We start from the raw sequence: 16,472 nt of genomic DNA, 5'->3' as shown, positions 1-16,472 counted from the left end.
ATATAACGAAAAAGTGTTAAATCGTGATATAATTTACTATAGATAAATGCCTTAAAAATTTTTTGACGTACGAAATTCTATGATAACGATATAAAGGATGATAGGCAATGGAAACCTCGAGGATTCCTGGTTTTTACAATAGATCGGTGGAAGGGCGCAGAGAACTTTTAAAAAGTATGGATGTGTTCTCGGAGGAAGAGCTGCAGGGTTTAGAAGCAAAAGAAGGTTTACCTACTGAAACAGCTGATAAGATGATTGAGAATGTAATTGGTACTTATCCCCTTCCGCTTGGATTAGGATTGAATTTCTTAATAAATGGGAAAGAATATGTAGTACCGATGGCAATTGAAGAGCCTTCCGTAGTCGCTTCTGCTAGTCATATAGCCAAAATTGTTAGAGATTCCGGCGGTTTTACTACTGAAGCAACCGAAAGAGTCATGATTGGTCAGATTCAGGTTGTAGGCTGCGAGGATTTTCAAAAAGCGAAGCAAGTATTAGTTAATCATAAAACATATTTGCTAAAACAAGCGAATGAAGCGTACCCAAGCATTGTTGCTAGGGGAGGGGGAGCTGAGGATTTGGATATTCGGATCCTAAATGAAGCATCGAATTCCTCTTATCAACAGATGCTAGTATTACATTTATACATTAATACATGTGATGCAATGGGAGCGAATATAATAAATACAATGGTTGAATCACTTGCTCCTTACATTGAAGAATTAACAGGCGGGAAAGTGTATTTGCGTATTTTGTCGAATTATGCTGATAAGTGTTTAGCTCGGGCAAAATGTGTTATTCCACCTGATATTCTTAAAACTGGGGATTTTACTGGGGAAGAGGTGCGTGATGGCGTTGTACATGCGTATGAGTTTGCTGCCTCTGATCCATATCGTGCTGTCACCCATAATAAAGGAATAATGAATGGGATTGATCCAATTGTAATTGCTACAGGTAATGACTGGAGGGCAGTGGAGGCTGGTGCCCATGCCTATGCTTCGCGCCATGGGCAATACAGTTCCATGACGTCGTGGTCCGTTGATCAAGAAGGGAATCTTGTCGGTGAATTAGAATTACCGATGTCGGTAGGGACAGTTGGAGGATCAATAAACGTACACCCGATTTCTAAGATTGCGCTACGCATGTTAAACGTCGAATCTGCCCAAGAGCTTGCACAGGTTATTATTGCCGTTGGATTAGCGCAAAACCTTGGAGCCCTAAAAGCGTTAGTTACAGATGGCATCCAAAAAGGACATATGGCATTACATTCTCGTTCTGTTGCCATAGCAGCAGGAGCTACTGGGGAGTTGATTGATATCGTTTCAGAAAAATTAGTAGAAGCAAAAGAAATCCGTGTCGGAAAAGCTAAAGAATTGGTGGAAGAGTATACAAAATGAGTGCAGAAAAAGCTACAACAACAGAAAAAACAGCTATAGGTATAGCTCATAGTAAACTAATTTTAATTGGAGAGCATGCAGTTGTACACGGGCAACCAGCTATTGCTATTCCATTTCCTTTAGTCGGTGTTGAAACTTCGGTAGAGTATATCCCTGGTTCAGTAATGATTGATACAACATTTTACCATGGCCCCCTTTCTACGGCACCTGAATCATTGCAGGGTATTGCACAATGTATTCAAGAGACGTTAAAACATATCAATATGCCGGCTGAGGACCTTGTTATTCGAATTAAATCTTCTATTCCTCCTGGTAAGGGACTTGGTTCAAGTGCATCTGTAGCTATTTCTGTAGTGCGATCGTTATTTGCTTACTTTGAAGAGGATTATACAGATGAAGATTTATTAACATTAGCTAATATATCCGAAACCTTTGCACATGGTGCACCTTCAGGAATCGACACATTGACGATTACATCACAGTCGCCGGTTTGGTATGAGAAAGAACATCCAATAGATTTTATAGAATTAAGTGATGATTTCCATTTTGTGGTCGCGGATTCTGGAAGAATCGGCGATACTCGTATGGCTGTAGAGTCAGTTGCCCAACTGTTAAAGATGGCTCCAAAGCGAATTCATCGCAAGCTTGAACGGATTGGCCAATTAACACACCATGCAAAACAGGCATTGGAGAAAAAAGGCAAACATATTCTAGGTCATATGTTAAACGAAGCTCAGAAAGAATTAGAGGCTTTAGGTGTAAGTGATGCAGGTTTAAATCGGTTAATACACTTCGCTCGTAGTGAAGGAGCATTAGGCGCAAAATTAACCGGAGGCGGTAATGGCGGTTGCATAATTGCACTTGCTCAAAATGAAGTACATTCAAGGCAATTAGCAGAAAAGCTGCGGAAGTTCGGTGCTCATGCAGTATGGCCATTTGTGCTAAAAGGAAATCAAGAGAAATAGTAGCTTGTGAATAGTGAAGGGGAATTATCATGAAGGCAACAGCTAAGGCACATACGAATATTGCCTTAATAAAATATTGGGGAAAGCGCAATGAACCCATTATATTACCGACAAATAATAGCTTGTCGCTTACCTTAGATGGATATTTTACGACAACGTCCGTAGAATTTGATGAAACACTTACAAAAGATCAATTTATCTTAGATGAACAAGTAATTACAGGTGAGCAATATGAGCGGGTTGCATCTTTTTTGGATATTATACGTAAGCTAGCGGGGAAGCAACTTTACGCAAGTATAACCTCTAAGAATGAAGTCCCTACGGCTGCAGGGTTCGCTTCTTCAGCATCTGGATTTGCTGCATTAGCAGCAGCGGGAACGAAAGCAATAGGATTAGGTTTAAGTAACATGGAGCTCTCCCGCCTAACTCGACAGGGGTCTGGTTCAGCATGTCGTTCGATTTACGGCGGTTTTGCTGAATGGCAAATGGGTAAGAAGGAAGATGGTTCCGATTCTTATGCGATTCCAATTGCTCCTGCAGAACATTGGGATATTCGAGTTGCTGCCGTTGTATTATCTTCGACAAAGAAAAAAGTTTCCAGCAGAGCTGGAATGAAACGAACGGTCGAAACTTCTCCATTCTTTCAAGGGTGGTTGGATAGCATTCCCCAAGATTTAACAACGATCAAAGAAGGTATTCGTCATCGTGACTTTCAAAAGGTGGGGGAAATAGCTGAGGCTAATTGCCTAAAAATGCATGCAACAACACTTGGAGCGAATCCCCCGTTTACCTATTGGCATGATACAACTATTGCTGTTATGCAAAAAATTCAAGAAATGCGTACACAGAATATACCAGTTTATTTCACCATTGATGCTGGTCCTAATGTAAAGGTGCTTTATTTGCCAGAATATGAGAAAATTGTCGAAGAAACGCTTCGTAGTCTATCTGGTGTAGCTGATATACGGTTAAGCAAGCCGGGACAAGGAGTAACCTATTTATAGGGGTTGAACATGTTGCAACAAACACCAATGACCATCAAAGTTCCAGGAAAGTTAATGGTAGCAGGCGAGTTTGCTGTATTACAGCCAAATAATCATTTGGTAGTAATGGCAGTAGATCGTTATGTGTATGCTACGATTCAACCAACGGAAACAAATGAAATTAGTCTACTCGATTTTCAATTAGAACAATTAGAATGGGAATTTACAAATGATCGTGTAAAGATTGACTGTGATGATATCCGAACAAGCTTTGTTGAAGAGGCGATGACGATTGCGATAAAGTATTTGAAGGAGCAGCGTATTGCAATAAAGCCGTTTCAATTAACGATTAAGAGTGAATTGGATGACACATCCGGTGTGAAATACGGACTAGGATCTAGTGCCGCAGTAGTAACTTCTGTAATTACTGCTATCCTGCATCAATCACTCCCCTATAGACCTAGCGCAAGATTAATCTTTCAACTTGCTGCTATCTCTCATGTGGTGACGCAAGGGAATGGCTCTGGGGCTGATGTAGCTGCATCATCCCATGGAGGCTTTCTTAACTATTCTTCGTTTCAGGCTGATTGGTTACGACATGCGTATCAAAATGCTTTATCACTAACTGACGTAGTAAATCAAAATTGGAAGTACTTATCCTTAGAACGCGTACAGCTGCCAGAAAATATACATATGTGTATCGGCTGGACTGGTAAACCGGCATCTACGGCGAGACTGGTCGATGAGATTTTGAAGTTAAAGACGGATAATTTAAGCCACTTTAATCAGTTTCTGTTGGAGAGTGAACAAGCGGTTACGAAGATTTTAAACGGAATGAAGGAAAATGATGCATCCTTATTTTTAAACGGTATTACGGAAAATCGTCATGCTTTAGCTAAAGTGGGGCGATATGCTAATGTGGATATCGAGACATCATTATTATCGAAGTTGTGTGACCTTGCCGAAGCTTATGGTGGTGCCGGAAAGCCTTCAGGTGCAGGAGGTGGTGATTGTGGAATCGCCTTTATGCCTTCGAAGCAACAAGCGGATCAATTGATTAAAGCTTGGGAAGAAGTGGGGATAAAACCACTTTCGCTTAAAGCAAACCCTTTTGGGGCAAGAAAAGTAGAGGTTTAAAAGAGATTCAGATAGTATCCGAATGGATAGTATCTGTTTTTTAGTTAAGAAGGAATAGTTACTGTCTGATATGAGTCGTTGACTAGATCACCAATAATCTAACACAAGCAAACCCATTTTATCTTGCTAATCCGACTCCATTGTATATATATACAGTCTAATGTTGAGTTGAGTCATCATGCGTATTTTGTCTACAATGGGAAAGGGAGGAGGCGATTACATGACAAAAAACAAAATTTCAATTATTGGTGTACCGATGGACTTAGGACAAAGCCGCCGTGGAGTCGATATGGGGCCAAGCGCACTGCGATATGCTGGAGCCATTGAGAAATTGGAGGAATTGAAATACCAAATTTATGATTTAGGGGACATTCCAATCATCCGTCCGGATAAGCCGAATACGGATCATGATAGTAAATTAAAGAATCTTAAACAAGTAGTAGAAGCCAACCAAAAGTTATCAGAAATGGTGGATCAAGAAGTAACAAAGGGGCATTTTCCACTTATTTTTGGTGGTGATCACAGTATTGCCATTGGAAGTTTAGCAGGCATTTCAAAACATTATGACAATCTTGGAGTAATCTGGTATGATGCTCATGGGGATTTAAACTCAAGTGAGACATCTCCATCAGGGAATATCCATGGGATGCCACTTGCAGTTAGCCTAGGGATAGGTGATGATAAATTAACTGCGATTGGAGATTATGTTCCAAAGGTAAAGCCAGAAAATATTGTTATCATTGGAGCTCGTTCTCTCGATCTAGGTGAAAGAGAATTGATTCGTAATAAAGGCATTCAGGTATATACGATGCATGAAATCGATCGCTTGGGAATGCCAGCTGTTATGGAAGAGGCAATTGGTTATTTACAAAACAGGACCGATGGTGTTCATTTAAGTCTGGACCTTGATGGACTTGACCCTTCAGAAGCACCGGGAGTAGGAACACCGGTAATAGGTGGAATTACATATCGGGAAAGCCATTTAGCGATGGAAATGTTAGAAGAGTCATCAATGCTGACATCAGCAGAATTTGTAGAAGTAAATCCAATACTTGATGAAAAAAACAAAACGGCAACCGTTGCAGTAGGGTTAATGGGATCGCTCTTTGGTGAAAAATTAAAATAACACAGTACGAAATTTGAAGCGTTATAAAAAAGACATTAAATTTCAAACTGGAAATTTGATGTCTTTTTTACCCTATTTCTATCTCTTTTTATAAAGTTGTGCGTTAATACGTGCCGTATTGTGAAGATCATGCATTCTAATCGTGTTTGTTAAGATACTCATTAATAAGTTGATCTAGCTTGGTACTAGAGGAAATGACAACTTCTGAAGTCAATGCATGTGAGTCACTAAGTGAGATCATTTCTTCACGACATTTCTCAATTTCTTCCAATAATACATAATTACTCACAAAACTATCCTCCTATCTAGTATACTATAATAGGAGAGTATCCAAATTATTGCAATTATAAACTAATAATTTTTTTAATTTTTTTTGAAACCTTTTTGAGGTCTATTTCGTAACAGAAATACCGCATAGTTGGCGGAGGTACCAATATGGATGAAATGATACGAGAGAGAATAAAACAAGTGAAAAAAGGAGATCAATCTGCTTTTGAGGATGTGGTCTCATTCTTTCAGAATAAGATTTACCAGCATTGTTATCGGATGCTCGGTAATACACACGAGGCGGAAGATATAGCGCAGGAGGCTTTTATCCGTGCATATGTTAATATCCATTCATTTGATGAACGCAGAAAGTTTTCGACATGGCTTTATCGGATAGCTACGAATTTAACCATTGACCGAATTCGTAAACGAAAGCCTGATCATTATCTTGATGCAGAAGTAAAGGGAACAGAAGGATTAGATATGTACTCTCAATTGGCCGATAAGGGTCGAAAACCGGATGAAGAAGTTGAAGGTTTAGAGCTGCAACGCTATATTCAGTATGAAATTTCTAAGCTTCCACCGAAGTATCGAAGTATTATCATGCTTCGATATATTGAGGAATTTTCCCTTCAAGAGATTAGTGAAATCTTAGATATTCCATTAGGAACGGTAAAAACCCGTATCCATCGAGGAAGGGAAGCTCTACGGAAAAAGCTTCGTCACGTGTAAAAGGAGTGTGACTCACTTGAAATGTAATAAAGAAGCTGTAGAACTAATGCATCATTATTTAGATGGGGATATTACCAAAGAGCAGGAACAAGCTCTAAGCAAGCACTTAGAAGTTTGTGAAGCCTGTCAGGAGCATTTTCATGAATTAAAAAGGACGATAACTTTTATTCAAAGTGCAGAACAGGTGAAAGCCCCTGCCAATTTTACAGCGAACGTTATGGGAAAACTTCCTACAGAAAGAAAAAGATTAAAATATACAAGATGGTTAAAGGCGCATCCAATGATTACAGCGGCCGCCATCTTCTTCCTGTTTATGTTTAGTGGTATTTTTTCTGTTTGGAATCAAGATAATCAACTGGTTGTCTCAAAACAAGAAGACCTTATTATAAAAGGGGATACTGTAATTGTTCCAGCGGACGTTACAGTAGAAGGAGACTTACTTGTTAAAAATGGCAACTTAATTGTTAATGGAACGATTGATGGAGATGTAACCTTAGTAAATGGGAAATTTATTGAAAAGCCTCTAGAAGGTGAAGGTTTAATGGCTTCTGTTGGAGAAGTAAATGGAGAATTAAAACAAGTGGATCAGGTGTTTGAATGGATATGGTATAATCTAAAGCAATTGTTTCAACGTATTTTTGCATTATAATTTCAAATGGATTAACCTGAATCGTATTTTGTATTCAGGTTTTTTGTTGTCAAAAAAATAGTTACATGCTTTAGATCTCTTGCTATAGATGTGGAGCTTTTTATCGTATTTTTATAGGAACAAGCTTTCCGCTGTGCTCAGAGTTTGGCGATAAACACAGCTTGTGCGTTACATCCTTTGTGAACTTTTATTATTCGTGAGTGTTATCATACATGTTGTTGGTAAAATTATGTTATAATAATAATGTTATAATGCGATAAATTTGGGTATTACTGAAATTTTGTTGAAGAAGGATGTGTAATCATGCTTGATGGGGGATTCGACCTGATACAGCTTCTAAGGATAGGCGTAGATATTGCTCTCGTCTGGTATGTTCTATATAAATTAATCATGCTGATTAGAGGTACAAAAGCAATTCAGCTTTTAAAGGGAATTGCAGTCGTATTAGCTGTATGGCTTTTAAGTATTGTGCTAAATTTACAAACTGTCCAATGGATTACAAGTCAAGCAATTGACTGGGGTCTTATCGTAATTATTATTTTATTCCAACCAGAACTAAGACGTGCATTGGAGCAATTAGGTAGAGGGAATATATTTGGAAGGAGTTCCAGATCTGAAGAAGAGATTATTGAACAAAATATAGAATCGATTATTCAGTCTTGTAATTACATGGCGAAGCGTCGTATCGGTGCCCTCATCTCCATTGAACGGGAGACAGGAATTGGTGATTATGCTGAAACAGGAATCCCGATAAACGGTAAACTGACACATCAGCTTCTAACAAATATATTCACTCCAAATACCCCATTACATGATGGTGCGGTCATTTTAAAAGGAGATAATATCTTAGCTGCAGCTTGTTATCTTCCGTTATCAGAAAGTCCCTTTATTTCTAAGGAGTTAGGGACAAGGCACCGTGCTGCTATGGGAATTAGTGAAGTTACAGATGCATTAACGATTGTTGTATCCGAGGAAACAGGAAATATATCTTGTACAAAAAATGGTGAGCTACATAGAGAGCTTAATCAGGAAAGTCTCCGAGAACTATTACGGGAGAATTTATCATTAAGTATGAAAGCCCCTGATAAAAAGTCAAAAAAATGGAGGGGAAACAAAAATGGATAATTGGTTTAGAAGTAAGTGGTTTGTCCGTGTCGTTTCCTTAGCCTTTGCCGTTTTATTTTATGTTTTCGTATCCGTAGAAGTCAATAATGCACCAAATAATGCAGATTCAACTTTCCCATCTGGGGGGGATTCACAGAATTTAGAAACAATTGATGAGGTACCAGTCGATATACGTATCAATAATGATAAATATGTCGTTAGTGGCGTACCTGAGCATGTATCTGTGTCGATGGAGGGATCTTTGTCCATACTAACTCCAACAATTAAAAATAGAAACTTCAATGTATTTGTGGATCTTCAAGGATTAGAGGCTGGAAATCATACAGTTGAATTGCAGCATGATATACCTGAAAAATTGGATGTATTTATTGAACCAAAGCGAATTGAAGTCACCATTGAGGAAAAAGCAACACAAGAATTTGATGTTAATATCGACTTCTTACATGAAAATCAGCTTGCTGAAGGATTTGAGTTAGGTGATTATGAAGTAAGTCCACAAAAAGTAACCATTACAAGTGCGCAAAGCGTAATTGATAAAATAGGTATTGTGAAGGCGTATGTGGATTTAAATGGCTTGGATAAATCAATTAATAATCGAGAAGTTCCTGTCAATGTGTATGATAGCCAAGGTAATGAATTGAATGTAAATGTACAGCCGGAAAATGTAGTCGTCTCTGCCGATATTAATAATCCAAGTAAAAAAGTACCAATTAGTGTGGAGACAAGCGGTGAACTACCGAAGGGCTATGAATTAACTTCAATTTCTGCTAATGTAGAAGAAGTGGAGTTATTCGGTACAAATCATGTACTGGAAAATATTGAAGGAATTTCGACCGAAAAAATAGATCTATCTGAAATTACCGACTCAGGTACCATTGAAGCAGATCTTGCTTTACCTGATGGAACAAGTGCTAAAGATATCGAAAATGTTGAGGTAACGGTAGAGTTAAAACAGACAAAAACCATTAATGCTTTACCAATTAATGTAGAGTCCCTGGCAGAGGGACAGGAAATAACATTTGCTGATCCAGCAAACTCCGAAATGGATATTACTGTAACGGGTAATCCATCAGATATTAAAGAACTCACTGATGAAGATTTTCGTGCATATATAAATGTAGAAGAATTAGAAGTAGGGGAACATGATGTTCCTATCTCAGTTGAAGGACCTGAAGAGGTATCCGTAGAAGCTGAATTCGAACAAGCTACGATTGAAATTAGTGAACCCGAATAGGGGTTACTTCGCTTGATAAACGGTGGAAATGGATATAAAGGAGAGAAACTACATGGGAAAATATTTTGGAACAGATGGTGTGCGAGGAGTAGCTAATAAAGACCTTACTCCAGAATTAGCCTTTAAACTAGGTCGTGTTGGAGGATATGTACTAACAAAAGAAACGCAACGTCCAAAAATTATTATTGGACGCGATACACGAATTTCTGGACATATGCTTGAAGGAGCACTAGTAGCTGGTTTACTTTCCATCGGAGCAGAAGTGATGCGAGTTGGGATTATTTCTACACCAGGCGTTGCGTATCTAACAAAAGCAACAAGCTCGCAAGCAGGAGTAATGATTTCAGCGTCCCATAATCCTGTGGAGGATAACGGAATTAAATTCTTTGGTCCAGATGGCTTTAAATTAACAGATGCAGAGGAACATGAAATAGAAGCATTAATGGATGGAGAAGATGAATTACCTCGTCCAACTGGTGCTGATATTGGCAGCATCAATGACTATTTTGAAGGCGGGCAGAAATACCTTTCCTTCCTAAAAGACACAGTAGATAATGATTTCGATGGCTTAAAAATTGCTTTTGATTGTGCGCATGGTTCAACCTCAAGTTTGGCTACCCATCTATTTGCGGACTTAGAAGCAGATATTTATTCAATTGGCTCATCCCCGGACGGGTTAAATATCAATGATGGTGTGGGCTCAACCCACCCTGAGAAACTACAAGAATTTGTATCAGATAAGAATGCAGATGTCGGATTGGCTTTTGATGGAGATGGAGATCGGTTAATTGCTATAGATGAACGAGGAAACCTTGTTGATGGTGATCAAATCATGTTCATTTGTGCGAAGTATATGAATGAAAAAGGTGCTTTACGCCATAACACAGTAGTTTCTACAGTAATGAGTAATATTGGTTTTTATAAAGCATTAGAAAAAAATGGTATGCGCAGTGATAAGACGGCTGTAGGTGATCGGTATGTGATGGAAGAAATGCGTCAAGGCGGTTATAACCTGGGTGGAGAACAATCTGGTCACATTATCTTTTTGGATTATAATACAACTGGAGATGGAATGTTATCCGCATTACAGCTTGTTAATGTAATGAAGGAAACAGGAAAGCCATTATCAGAACTTGCTGACGAGATGACTATTTATCCGCAAATACTTAAAAATGTAAGAGTTACTGATAAAGAAAAAGCATTAAATCACCCAGACATTACTAAAGAAATAGAAGATGTTGAAAAAGAACTTGGTGATCAAGGACGTGTATTAGTGCGCCCTTCAGGTACAGAGCCATTAGTCCGTGTCATGGTTGAGTCACCTACAAAAGAAGATTGCGACAAATATGTAACTCGTATCGTTAATGTTATTGAAAAGCTACTTGGAGCAACGGAATAAGGAAATAAAGGATCTGCTCTTATTAACAGAGCGGTGCTTAGCTTGTAGAGAGCCCTGCGGTTTTCTACAAGCTTTTTTTGTTGTTTATAGTATCCGCTCGCTCGGTTTCGGTAAATGGACGTTCAAGTTGATTAAACAACAGCCTTTTTTCTTTTTCGCTTGTTCATGGTTAATTCTATAAACGATCAATTAAACAATGCTCGCTCATTCCTTGGTTATAAAGAATATGTCGTATTATCACATGAACGAGTCTATTAGATAAGCGCCTCATTTAGTAACTTTCTAAACAAATACCGCCACTTCCATGCTGTTGGTTCATAAAATGAATCATCAAGTAAAAGGAGGTGAGAGAATGTTAGGGTTCTCTATGGTTCAATTAACTAGGAAATATAGTGCAAAATTCGACAAAGGAATACGCCAAAGTCTACTTCATTTATATAAACCTATGCGTCGTACTCCTTGTTTCTTGCATCGACCGCTTGAAGGCATATTGAAAAAAACAAAGAAGTTCCCTGTTATTATTGAATTTGACCAAGAGAATACAATCTCACAAAAATCAGAAATAGATAAAGTGCATCAACTTGTTAAACCGCAACTTCGATCAAAAGTGAAACACCAATTTCCCAATGTATGTAGTTGTTCAGCAAACTTAACCGCCTCTGCCATTGAAAAGCTGATGGATAGCGATTGTAATATTAAGAAGATTTATTACGACCGTGAAGTCAAAGCTTTAATGGATGTTGCTTCTCCTTCTATTCATGCTCGGGAATTAAATGAACAGGGATTAACTGGTAAGAATGTTAATATTGCAGTGGTAGATACAGGTGTGCAGCCTCACAAGGATTTAACAGAGCCAACGAATCGTATCATTGCCTTTAAAGATTTTGTTAAAGATAAAACAGAACCTTATGATGATAATGGTCATGGGACGCACTGTGCCGGGGATGCTGCTGGTAACGGGTTTTTATCAGATGGTAAGTATCAGGGATCCGCTCCAGAAGCTGGAGTTATTGGTGTAAAGGTTCTTAACAAAATGGGCTCAGGTTCGCTTTCTACTATTATTGCCGGTATTCAATGGTGTATTGACCATAAAGATGAATACCAAATTGACATTATTTCCTTATCCTTAGGTGCAGAAGCGGATGAGTCCGATTGTAATGATCCCCTTGTGCAAATTGTAAACGCTGCGTGGGAAAACAATATAGTTGTCTGTGTAGCCGCTGGGAATTCTGGTCCAGATCAAAGAACCATTGGTACACCGGCCATTAGTTCGAAGGTTATAACTGTTGGAGCTATCGGTGACCAAAATACTGTTGAACGCGGTGATGATGAAATCGCCTCTTTCTCAAGCCGTGGACCAACATGTGGAGAAACATCTAAACCGGATCTATTAGCGCCCGGGGTAGATATAATCTCCTTACGAGCATCAGGATCTTTTCTTGATAAGACAAATAAAACTAGTCGAGTAGAGAATGATTATTTTTCTTTATCTGGTACTTCCATGGCAACTCCAATATGTGCCGGAGTAGCTGCCCTTGTATTACAAGCGCAACCAGAATTGTCTCCAGATGAAATGAAACAGCAATTGCTTCAAGCCTCTGTTGATATCGGTTTACCGGAGTACGCTCAAGGAGCTGGGTATTTAGATGCAAGTAAAGCAATAATAACGAATCCTTCAGGGAAGTAATCAAATGGGGATACGCATGATAATTGTGTATCCCCATTTCTCATCGATGGAAGTTTTTTATGGATAAGGTTGTTTGATAGATGTGATTTCGTGGTATAGAGTTAAAAGTAAATTTATTCCACTATGCTCTGATTAAATTTAAGGAGGAATTAATTTGAATTTATCGCCTCAAGCTCGCGAAAAGGTCTCACCTGTAACCACTGACAGGCAACGGATTAACGAGATTATCTCCCAACTTAGAAGCGCAAAGGCATTAATCCAGCAAGATGAAAAAGAATACTACAATGAAGAAGAGGATCAACAAACGATGGATCAGTACTACAAAACGATTGACTTTGATTCTTCCGATTATAATGCGATCATCCAATCATTAACCCAGCTGATTAAAGAAACCCACAATAATCAAGTTCGTTATGATCCAAGTGAATATGTTTATCCTTGGGTCGATTTGCGACCCGATGGAAATCTTATAAGTATTTATTCTGGGCAAACAAGGGATCCAGAAGAAACGATTCTAGAGGATCATTTGACTTCTATAAAGCGTGAGGAAGCGTTAAAATTAGTTAGCGATCATAATCAGAAACACCTCCTATCTACACTTCAACAAATTAGTAAGGATCTTAAATTTAATTGCGAGCATTCCGTACCCCAATCTTGGTTTAACGAACGAGAACCGATGCGTGGTGATATCCATCATCTATTTACGTGTGATCCAGTATGTAACTCTATTCGCAGTAACTACCCATACCATGATTTTTTAGATTATAATCCAAATGCAATAGATGGTCAGCGAATTGAGGAAGCTTGTGGAAAATCAGAGGAAGAACGATTTGAACCTGAGTATGGGAAGGGGACAGTAGCTAGAGCGATGCTCTATTTTATGATGAGATACCCTAATGAAATAGAGTCATCTCATAGAGAAAGCATTGATATAGACTTATTAATAGAATGGCACCAACAATTCCCCCCTGATTTATATGAGAAACACCGTAATCGAGCCATATATGAAATTCAAGGGAATCGTAATCCATTCATCGATTTCCCAGAAATACTCACTCAACCGTTTACCATATCAATTTAAAGAAAGAGACGAAGACAAAGGTATCTTATTCTAATCCGAACGATAATTCCGTTCGGATTATTTGCTTACATAAAACCGTCAACATACTTCGCTTTCCACGGGCACGGTTTCAGTTTCCTTGCCCCTCATTAGAACACTTTCCTGCGGGATCTTCAGTTCGTGCTGTCCCCACAGGATCCTACGTACGTTGACTGCACGTTTATCAGCATTTATTTCATTCCGTTTTTATCGTTTGCTTTTTGGTTACCTCTTTTGGTTATTTATCATCCTCTTTCTTATTACCGATAGAATTGACAGGTTTACGATATCAATTTATAATTTGATTGATCAGTCAAACAACTAATGAATAGATAAACAAGAGGTGTTTTCATTGAGTGATATACCATCTTTTATTGGCAAGACAAGGAGAGAACAAATTATTACAGCAGCTATCGAAGTGCTCGAAGAAATTGGTTATATTCATATAAGTTTAGCTAAGATTGCCAAGAAAGCAAAGATAAGTACAGGACTTATTTCCTATCATTTTTCAGGTAAAGAGGATGTTATGAATCAAACATTGTATTATTTAATTCAAAAGGAATGGCAATTTATAAATGAGAAAGTACAGGAGAAAAAAGCACCCTTAGACCGTTTGTATATGTTTATTGAAGCAAGTTTGCTATATCAAAAGACACATCGGACTAATCAGATTGCTTTAATTGAGATTATTTTTCATGCACGTTCCGAAGATCATATTCCATATTATCTTATTGAAGGCAATGAAGAAGATGATTTATTACGACAATTATTAAAAGCTATTTTATTACAGGGGCAGGAATCAAAAGTGTTTGCTTCTTTTCATATTGATGCTGTTACAACAATTATTCAAGGCGCTATCTCGGAGTATATGTTTTCTACGGAAACAAAACTCGATGCAGATCGTTATGCTAGCGAATTGAAATATTTGGTGCATAAGATGATTACGTAAAGGAGAGAAAAACGGTGAACCATGATAAAACGATTATTGGTCTAAAACGTATGGAGAAAGCAATTGTTATCATTCTTCCTATTCTAAGCGGTGCGATTTTAGGCTGGTATATACCTGTGCTAGCAGATTGGGTGCTAACATTGCCGATTGTACCACTGGAAGATTTCATTTCATTGATCGCCTCGTTAAATAACTTTTGGGTATCTATTGTTTCGTTAATCCTTGGGATTATTGCTGCCATTGTATTTATTATTATTGTATTTAATGAAACCTTAAAGGTAGAAGTGTCAGATAGAATGGTAGAACTAATTATCGGTGAAAAGCAAGACAAATTTGAAAAACAACAGATATCAGCTATATATGTGGAGGGAAAGCAGCTTGTAATTTTAGGGTTATCAAGTGAAGAAAAATATAGAGAAGTAGTCGAATCAAAATTTGATTATGTAAAGGAAGTTTTTCTTGCTTATGGATATCCATTTAGAAACGAAGATCCATATATAAACTACTACCAACGATGGGAATTAGGTAATGGAGATCTGCCTTCGGATGTTAATTCAATTTTGTATGCAAGATCTAGAGCATTACGGGAAGATCAAAAAAAAGAAGCGAAACGATTACGTGAGGACTTAGCACAGCTAGGGGTAGTAATAAGAGATGAGCAAAACAGTCAATTTATACGAATGGTACAGAATAAATGATTATAAAGATGGGGCTAAGAAACTATCGGCTTGTTCATTAAAACCACATTCTCAACTAGGCATGTTTAACGTGGGTGAGTATTGCTAACTCGTATATATCAAAAACGCTAACCGATTGAATCTCTGTACCTGTGCTGTACCTGCATAAGACAGGCCTTTTTCAGTTGCTATAATCTACAGACAATATCAGGTTATCCTATTCCTTTTAGTAGTAATTATAACTATAATTTAACAAATCGAACAGAAAAAATTTGAACTATTGTTTATAAAAGTCACTTTATTATCAAAATCTATGAATTCAACTAGGATAGGATAGACTAAGTAATGTCAGGAGGAAACGCGGAAATGGTTACAATATTACTTGTCGATGATGATGCTCATATTAGAGAACTATTACGATTCTATCTGCAAAAGGAAGGGTATCAAACAGTAGAAGCAATTGATGGAGAAGAAGCTTTGGACAAGCTAGAACAAACTCCATGTAGCATAGCTATTGTGGATATTATGATGCCAAAAGTAGATGGCTATCAGTTGTGTGAGGAAATTAGAAGTAGTTATGATATTCCAGTTATAATGCTTACCGCTAAAGGTGAAATAGCAGATAAAGAAAAAGCGTACATAGCAGGAACAGATGACTATATTGTAAAACCCTTTGAACCGAAAGAGGTGTTATTTCGTATTCGGGCATTGCTCAGGCGTTTTCGTATGGTACATGATGAAAAAATTCAAGTTGGGGATACGATAATTGATCGAAAAAGCTATGAAGTCTATATTAACGGGGGAGTCATCATTCTTCCTTTAAAAGAATTTGAATTATTAGCACAGCTTGCAAGTTACCCTAATCAAATTTTTTCTAGGGAAAAACTGATTGAGTTGGTTTGGGGATCTGATTATGAAGGAAATGATCGTACGGTGGATGTACACATTAAGCGACTACGAAAGCGATTTTTAGATCTCCATCCTAATTTTATGATTCAGACAATACGTGGACGTGGTTATAAGTTAGATATCGTGGAATAGAGGTA

At 38.0% G+C, this 16,472-nt stretch carries 16 protein-coding genes; 15 read left to right on the top strand and 1 reads right to left on the bottom strand.

What is annotated here, in order from left to right; translation table 11 throughout:
- Window positions 1–107: 107 nt before the first annotated feature.
- The 5 genes from BN990_RS17555 (at window position 108) to rocF (ending at window position 5,608) form a co-directional block, all read left to right on the top strand.
- Complete coding sequence (locus tag BN990_RS17555; protein WP_021290403.1) at window positions 108–1,397, top strand: hydroxymethylglutaryl-CoA reductase, degradative; 1,290 nt, start codon at window positions 108–110, stop codon at window positions 1,395–1,397.
- Window positions 1,394–2,362, top strand: a complete 969-nt coding sequence (gene mvk / locus BN990_RS17550; RefSeq protein ID WP_021290404.1) for a mevalonate kinase — start codon at window positions 1,394–1,396, stop codon at window positions 2,360–2,362. The genes BN990_RS17555 and mvk overlap by 4 nt, the downstream gene beginning before the upstream one ends.
- A gap of 29 nt (window positions 2,363–2,391) precedes the next feature.
- Window positions 2,392–3,366 (top strand): diphosphomevalonate decarboxylase, encoded by a 975-nt coding sequence (gene mvaD / locus BN990_RS17545; protein ID WP_021290405.1) that lies wholly within the window; start codon window positions 2,392–2,394, stop codon window positions 3,364–3,366.
- Between the two features lie 9 nt (window positions 3,367–3,375).
- Window positions 3,376–4,482 carry a phosphomevalonate kinase gene (locus tag BN990_RS17540; RefSeq protein ID WP_021290406.1) on the top strand — a complete coding sequence of 369 codons (1,107 nt, stop codon included), beginning with the start codon at window positions 3,376–3,378 and terminating at the stop codon, window positions 4,480–4,482.
- A gap of 220 nt (window positions 4,483–4,702) precedes the next feature.
- Window positions 4,703–5,608 (top strand): arginase, encoded by a 906-nt coding sequence (gene rocF, locus BN990_RS17535; RefSeq protein WP_021290407.1) that lies wholly within the window; start codon window positions 4,703–4,705, stop codon window positions 5,606–5,608.
- Between the two features lie 136 nt (window positions 5,609–5,744).
- Here rocF and BN990_RS22080 read toward each other — a convergent pair whose 3' ends face one another.
- Window positions 5,745–5,897 carry an aspartyl-phosphate phosphatase Spo0E family protein gene (locus tag BN990_RS22080; RefSeq protein ID WP_021290408.1) on the bottom strand — a complete coding sequence of 51 codons (153 nt, stop codon included), beginning with the start codon at window positions 5,895–5,897 and terminating at the stop codon, window positions 5,745–5,747.
- A 146-nt stretch (window positions 5,898–6,043) separates the two neighbouring features.
- Between BN990_RS22080 and sigW the strand changes: the two genes are divergently transcribed.
- The 10 genes from sigW to BN990_RS17485 all read left to right on the top strand — a co-directional run bounded on the left by sigW (window position 6,044) and on the right by BN990_RS17485 (window position 16,467).
- Window positions 6,044–6,607 carry an RNA polymerase sigma factor SigW gene (gene sigW / locus BN990_RS17530; protein WP_021290409.1) on the top strand — a complete coding sequence of 188 codons (564 nt, stop codon included), beginning with the start codon at window positions 6,044–6,046 and terminating at the stop codon, window positions 6,605–6,607.
- Window positions 6,608–6,614: 7 nt separating this feature from the next.
- Window positions 6,615–7,256, top strand: coding sequence for an anti-sigma-W factor RsiW (rsiW, locus tag BN990_RS17525; protein WP_308436514.1), 642 nt, complete (start codon window positions 6,615–6,617; stop codon window positions 7,254–7,256).
- A gap of 303 nt (window positions 7,257–7,559) precedes the next feature.
- On the top strand, window positions 7,560–8,381 hold the full coding sequence (cdaA, locus tag BN990_RS17520) for a diadenylate cyclase CdaA (protein WP_021290411.1): 822 nt from the start codon (window positions 7,560–7,562) through the stop codon (window positions 8,379–8,381).
- Window positions 8,374–9,615, top strand: a complete 1,242-nt coding sequence (locus BN990_RS17515; RefSeq protein ID WP_021290412.1) for a CdaR family protein — start codon at window positions 8,374–8,376, stop codon at window positions 9,613–9,615. The genes cdaA and BN990_RS17515 overlap by 8 nt, the downstream gene beginning before the upstream one ends.
- Window positions 9,616–9,667: 52 nt before the next feature.
- Complete coding sequence (gene glmM / locus BN990_RS17510; RefSeq protein WP_021290413.1) at window positions 9,668–11,014, top strand: phosphoglucosamine mutase; 1,347 nt, start codon at window positions 9,668–9,670, stop codon at window positions 11,012–11,014.
- 352 nt (window positions 11,015–11,366) lie between these two features.
- A complete protein-coding gene (locus tag BN990_RS17505; RefSeq protein WP_021290414.1) occupies window positions 11,367–12,701 on the top strand; it encodes a S8 family peptidase in 1,335 nt (444 codons plus the stop codon).
- Window positions 12,702–12,855: 154 nt separating this feature from the next.
- Window positions 12,856–13,782 (top strand): endonuclease I family protein, encoded by a 927-nt coding sequence (locus tag BN990_RS17500; RefSeq protein WP_021290415.1) that lies wholly within the window; start codon window positions 12,856–12,858, stop codon window positions 13,780–13,782.
- Between the two features lie 370 nt (window positions 13,783–14,152).
- Window positions 14,153–14,749 carry a TetR/AcrR family transcriptional regulator gene (locus BN990_RS17495; RefSeq protein ID WP_038245897.1) on the top strand — a complete coding sequence of 199 codons (597 nt, stop codon included), beginning with the start codon at window positions 14,153–14,155 and terminating at the stop codon, window positions 14,747–14,749.
- 14 nt (window positions 14,750–14,763) lie between these two features.
- Window positions 14,764–15,447 carry a YqeB family protein gene (locus tag BN990_RS17490; RefSeq protein ID WP_021290417.1) on the top strand — a complete coding sequence of 228 codons (684 nt, stop codon included), beginning with the start codon at window positions 14,764–14,766 and terminating at the stop codon, window positions 15,445–15,447.
- Window positions 15,448–15,792: 345 nt separating this feature from the next.
- Window positions 15,793–16,467 carry a response regulator transcription factor gene (locus BN990_RS17485; protein ID WP_021290418.1) on the top strand — a complete coding sequence of 225 codons (675 nt, stop codon included), beginning with the start codon at window positions 15,793–15,795 and terminating at the stop codon, window positions 16,465–16,467.
- Window positions 16,468–16,472 lie beyond the last annotated feature (5 nt).

The sequence above is a fragment of the Virgibacillus salexigens genome (genome assembly GCF_000723585.1).
GTDB lineage: Bacteria > Bacillota > Bacilli > Bacillales > Amphibacillaceae > Virgibacillus > Virgibacillus salexigens.
Note: the sequence above shows the minus strand (reverse complement) of the source record. Positions and strands in the feature narration are given on the sequence as shown.

What these genes read in the sequence shown, in the direction of transcription:
- BN990_RS17555 (WP_021290403.1), top strand. Translation starts at nt 108, where the DNA reads ATGGAAACCTCGAGGATTCCTGGTTTTTACAATAGATCGGTGGAAGGG.
- mvk (WP_021290404.1), top strand. Translation starts at nt 1,394, where the DNA reads ATGAGTGCAGAAAAAGCTACAACAACAGAAAAAACAGCTATAGGTATA.
- mvaD (WP_021290405.1), top strand. Translation starts at nt 2,392, where the DNA reads ATGAAGGCAACAGCTAAGGCACATACGAATATTGCCTTAATAAAATAT.
- BN990_RS17540 (WP_021290406.1), top strand. Translation starts at nt 3,376, where the DNA reads ATGTTGCAACAAACACCAATGACCATCAAAGTTCCAGGAAAGTTAATG.
- rocF (WP_021290407.1), top strand. Translation starts at nt 4,703, where the DNA reads ATGACAAAAAACAAAATTTCAATTATTGGTGTACCGATGGACTTAGGA.
- sigW (WP_021290409.1), top strand. Translation starts at nt 6,044, where the DNA reads ATGGATGAAATGATACGAGAGAGAATAAAACAAGTGAAAAAAGGAGAT.
- cdaA (WP_021290411.1), top strand. Translation starts at nt 7,560, where the DNA reads ATGCTTGATGGGGGATTCGACCTGATACAGCTTCTAAGGATAGGCGTA.
- BN990_RS17515 (WP_021290412.1), top strand. Translation starts at nt 8,374, where the DNA reads ATGGATAATTGGTTTAGAAGTAAGTGGTTTGTCCGTGTCGTTTCCTTA.
- glmM (WP_021290413.1), top strand. Translation starts at nt 9,668, where the DNA reads ATGGGAAAATATTTTGGAACAGATGGTGTGCGAGGAGTAGCTAATAAA.
- BN990_RS17505 (WP_021290414.1), top strand. Translation starts at nt 11,367, where the DNA reads ATGTTAGGGTTCTCTATGGTTCAATTAACTAGGAAATATAGTGCAAAA.
- BN990_RS17485 (WP_021290418.1), top strand. Translation starts at nt 15,793, where the DNA reads ATGGTTACAATATTACTTGTCGATGATGATGCTCATATTAGAGAACTA.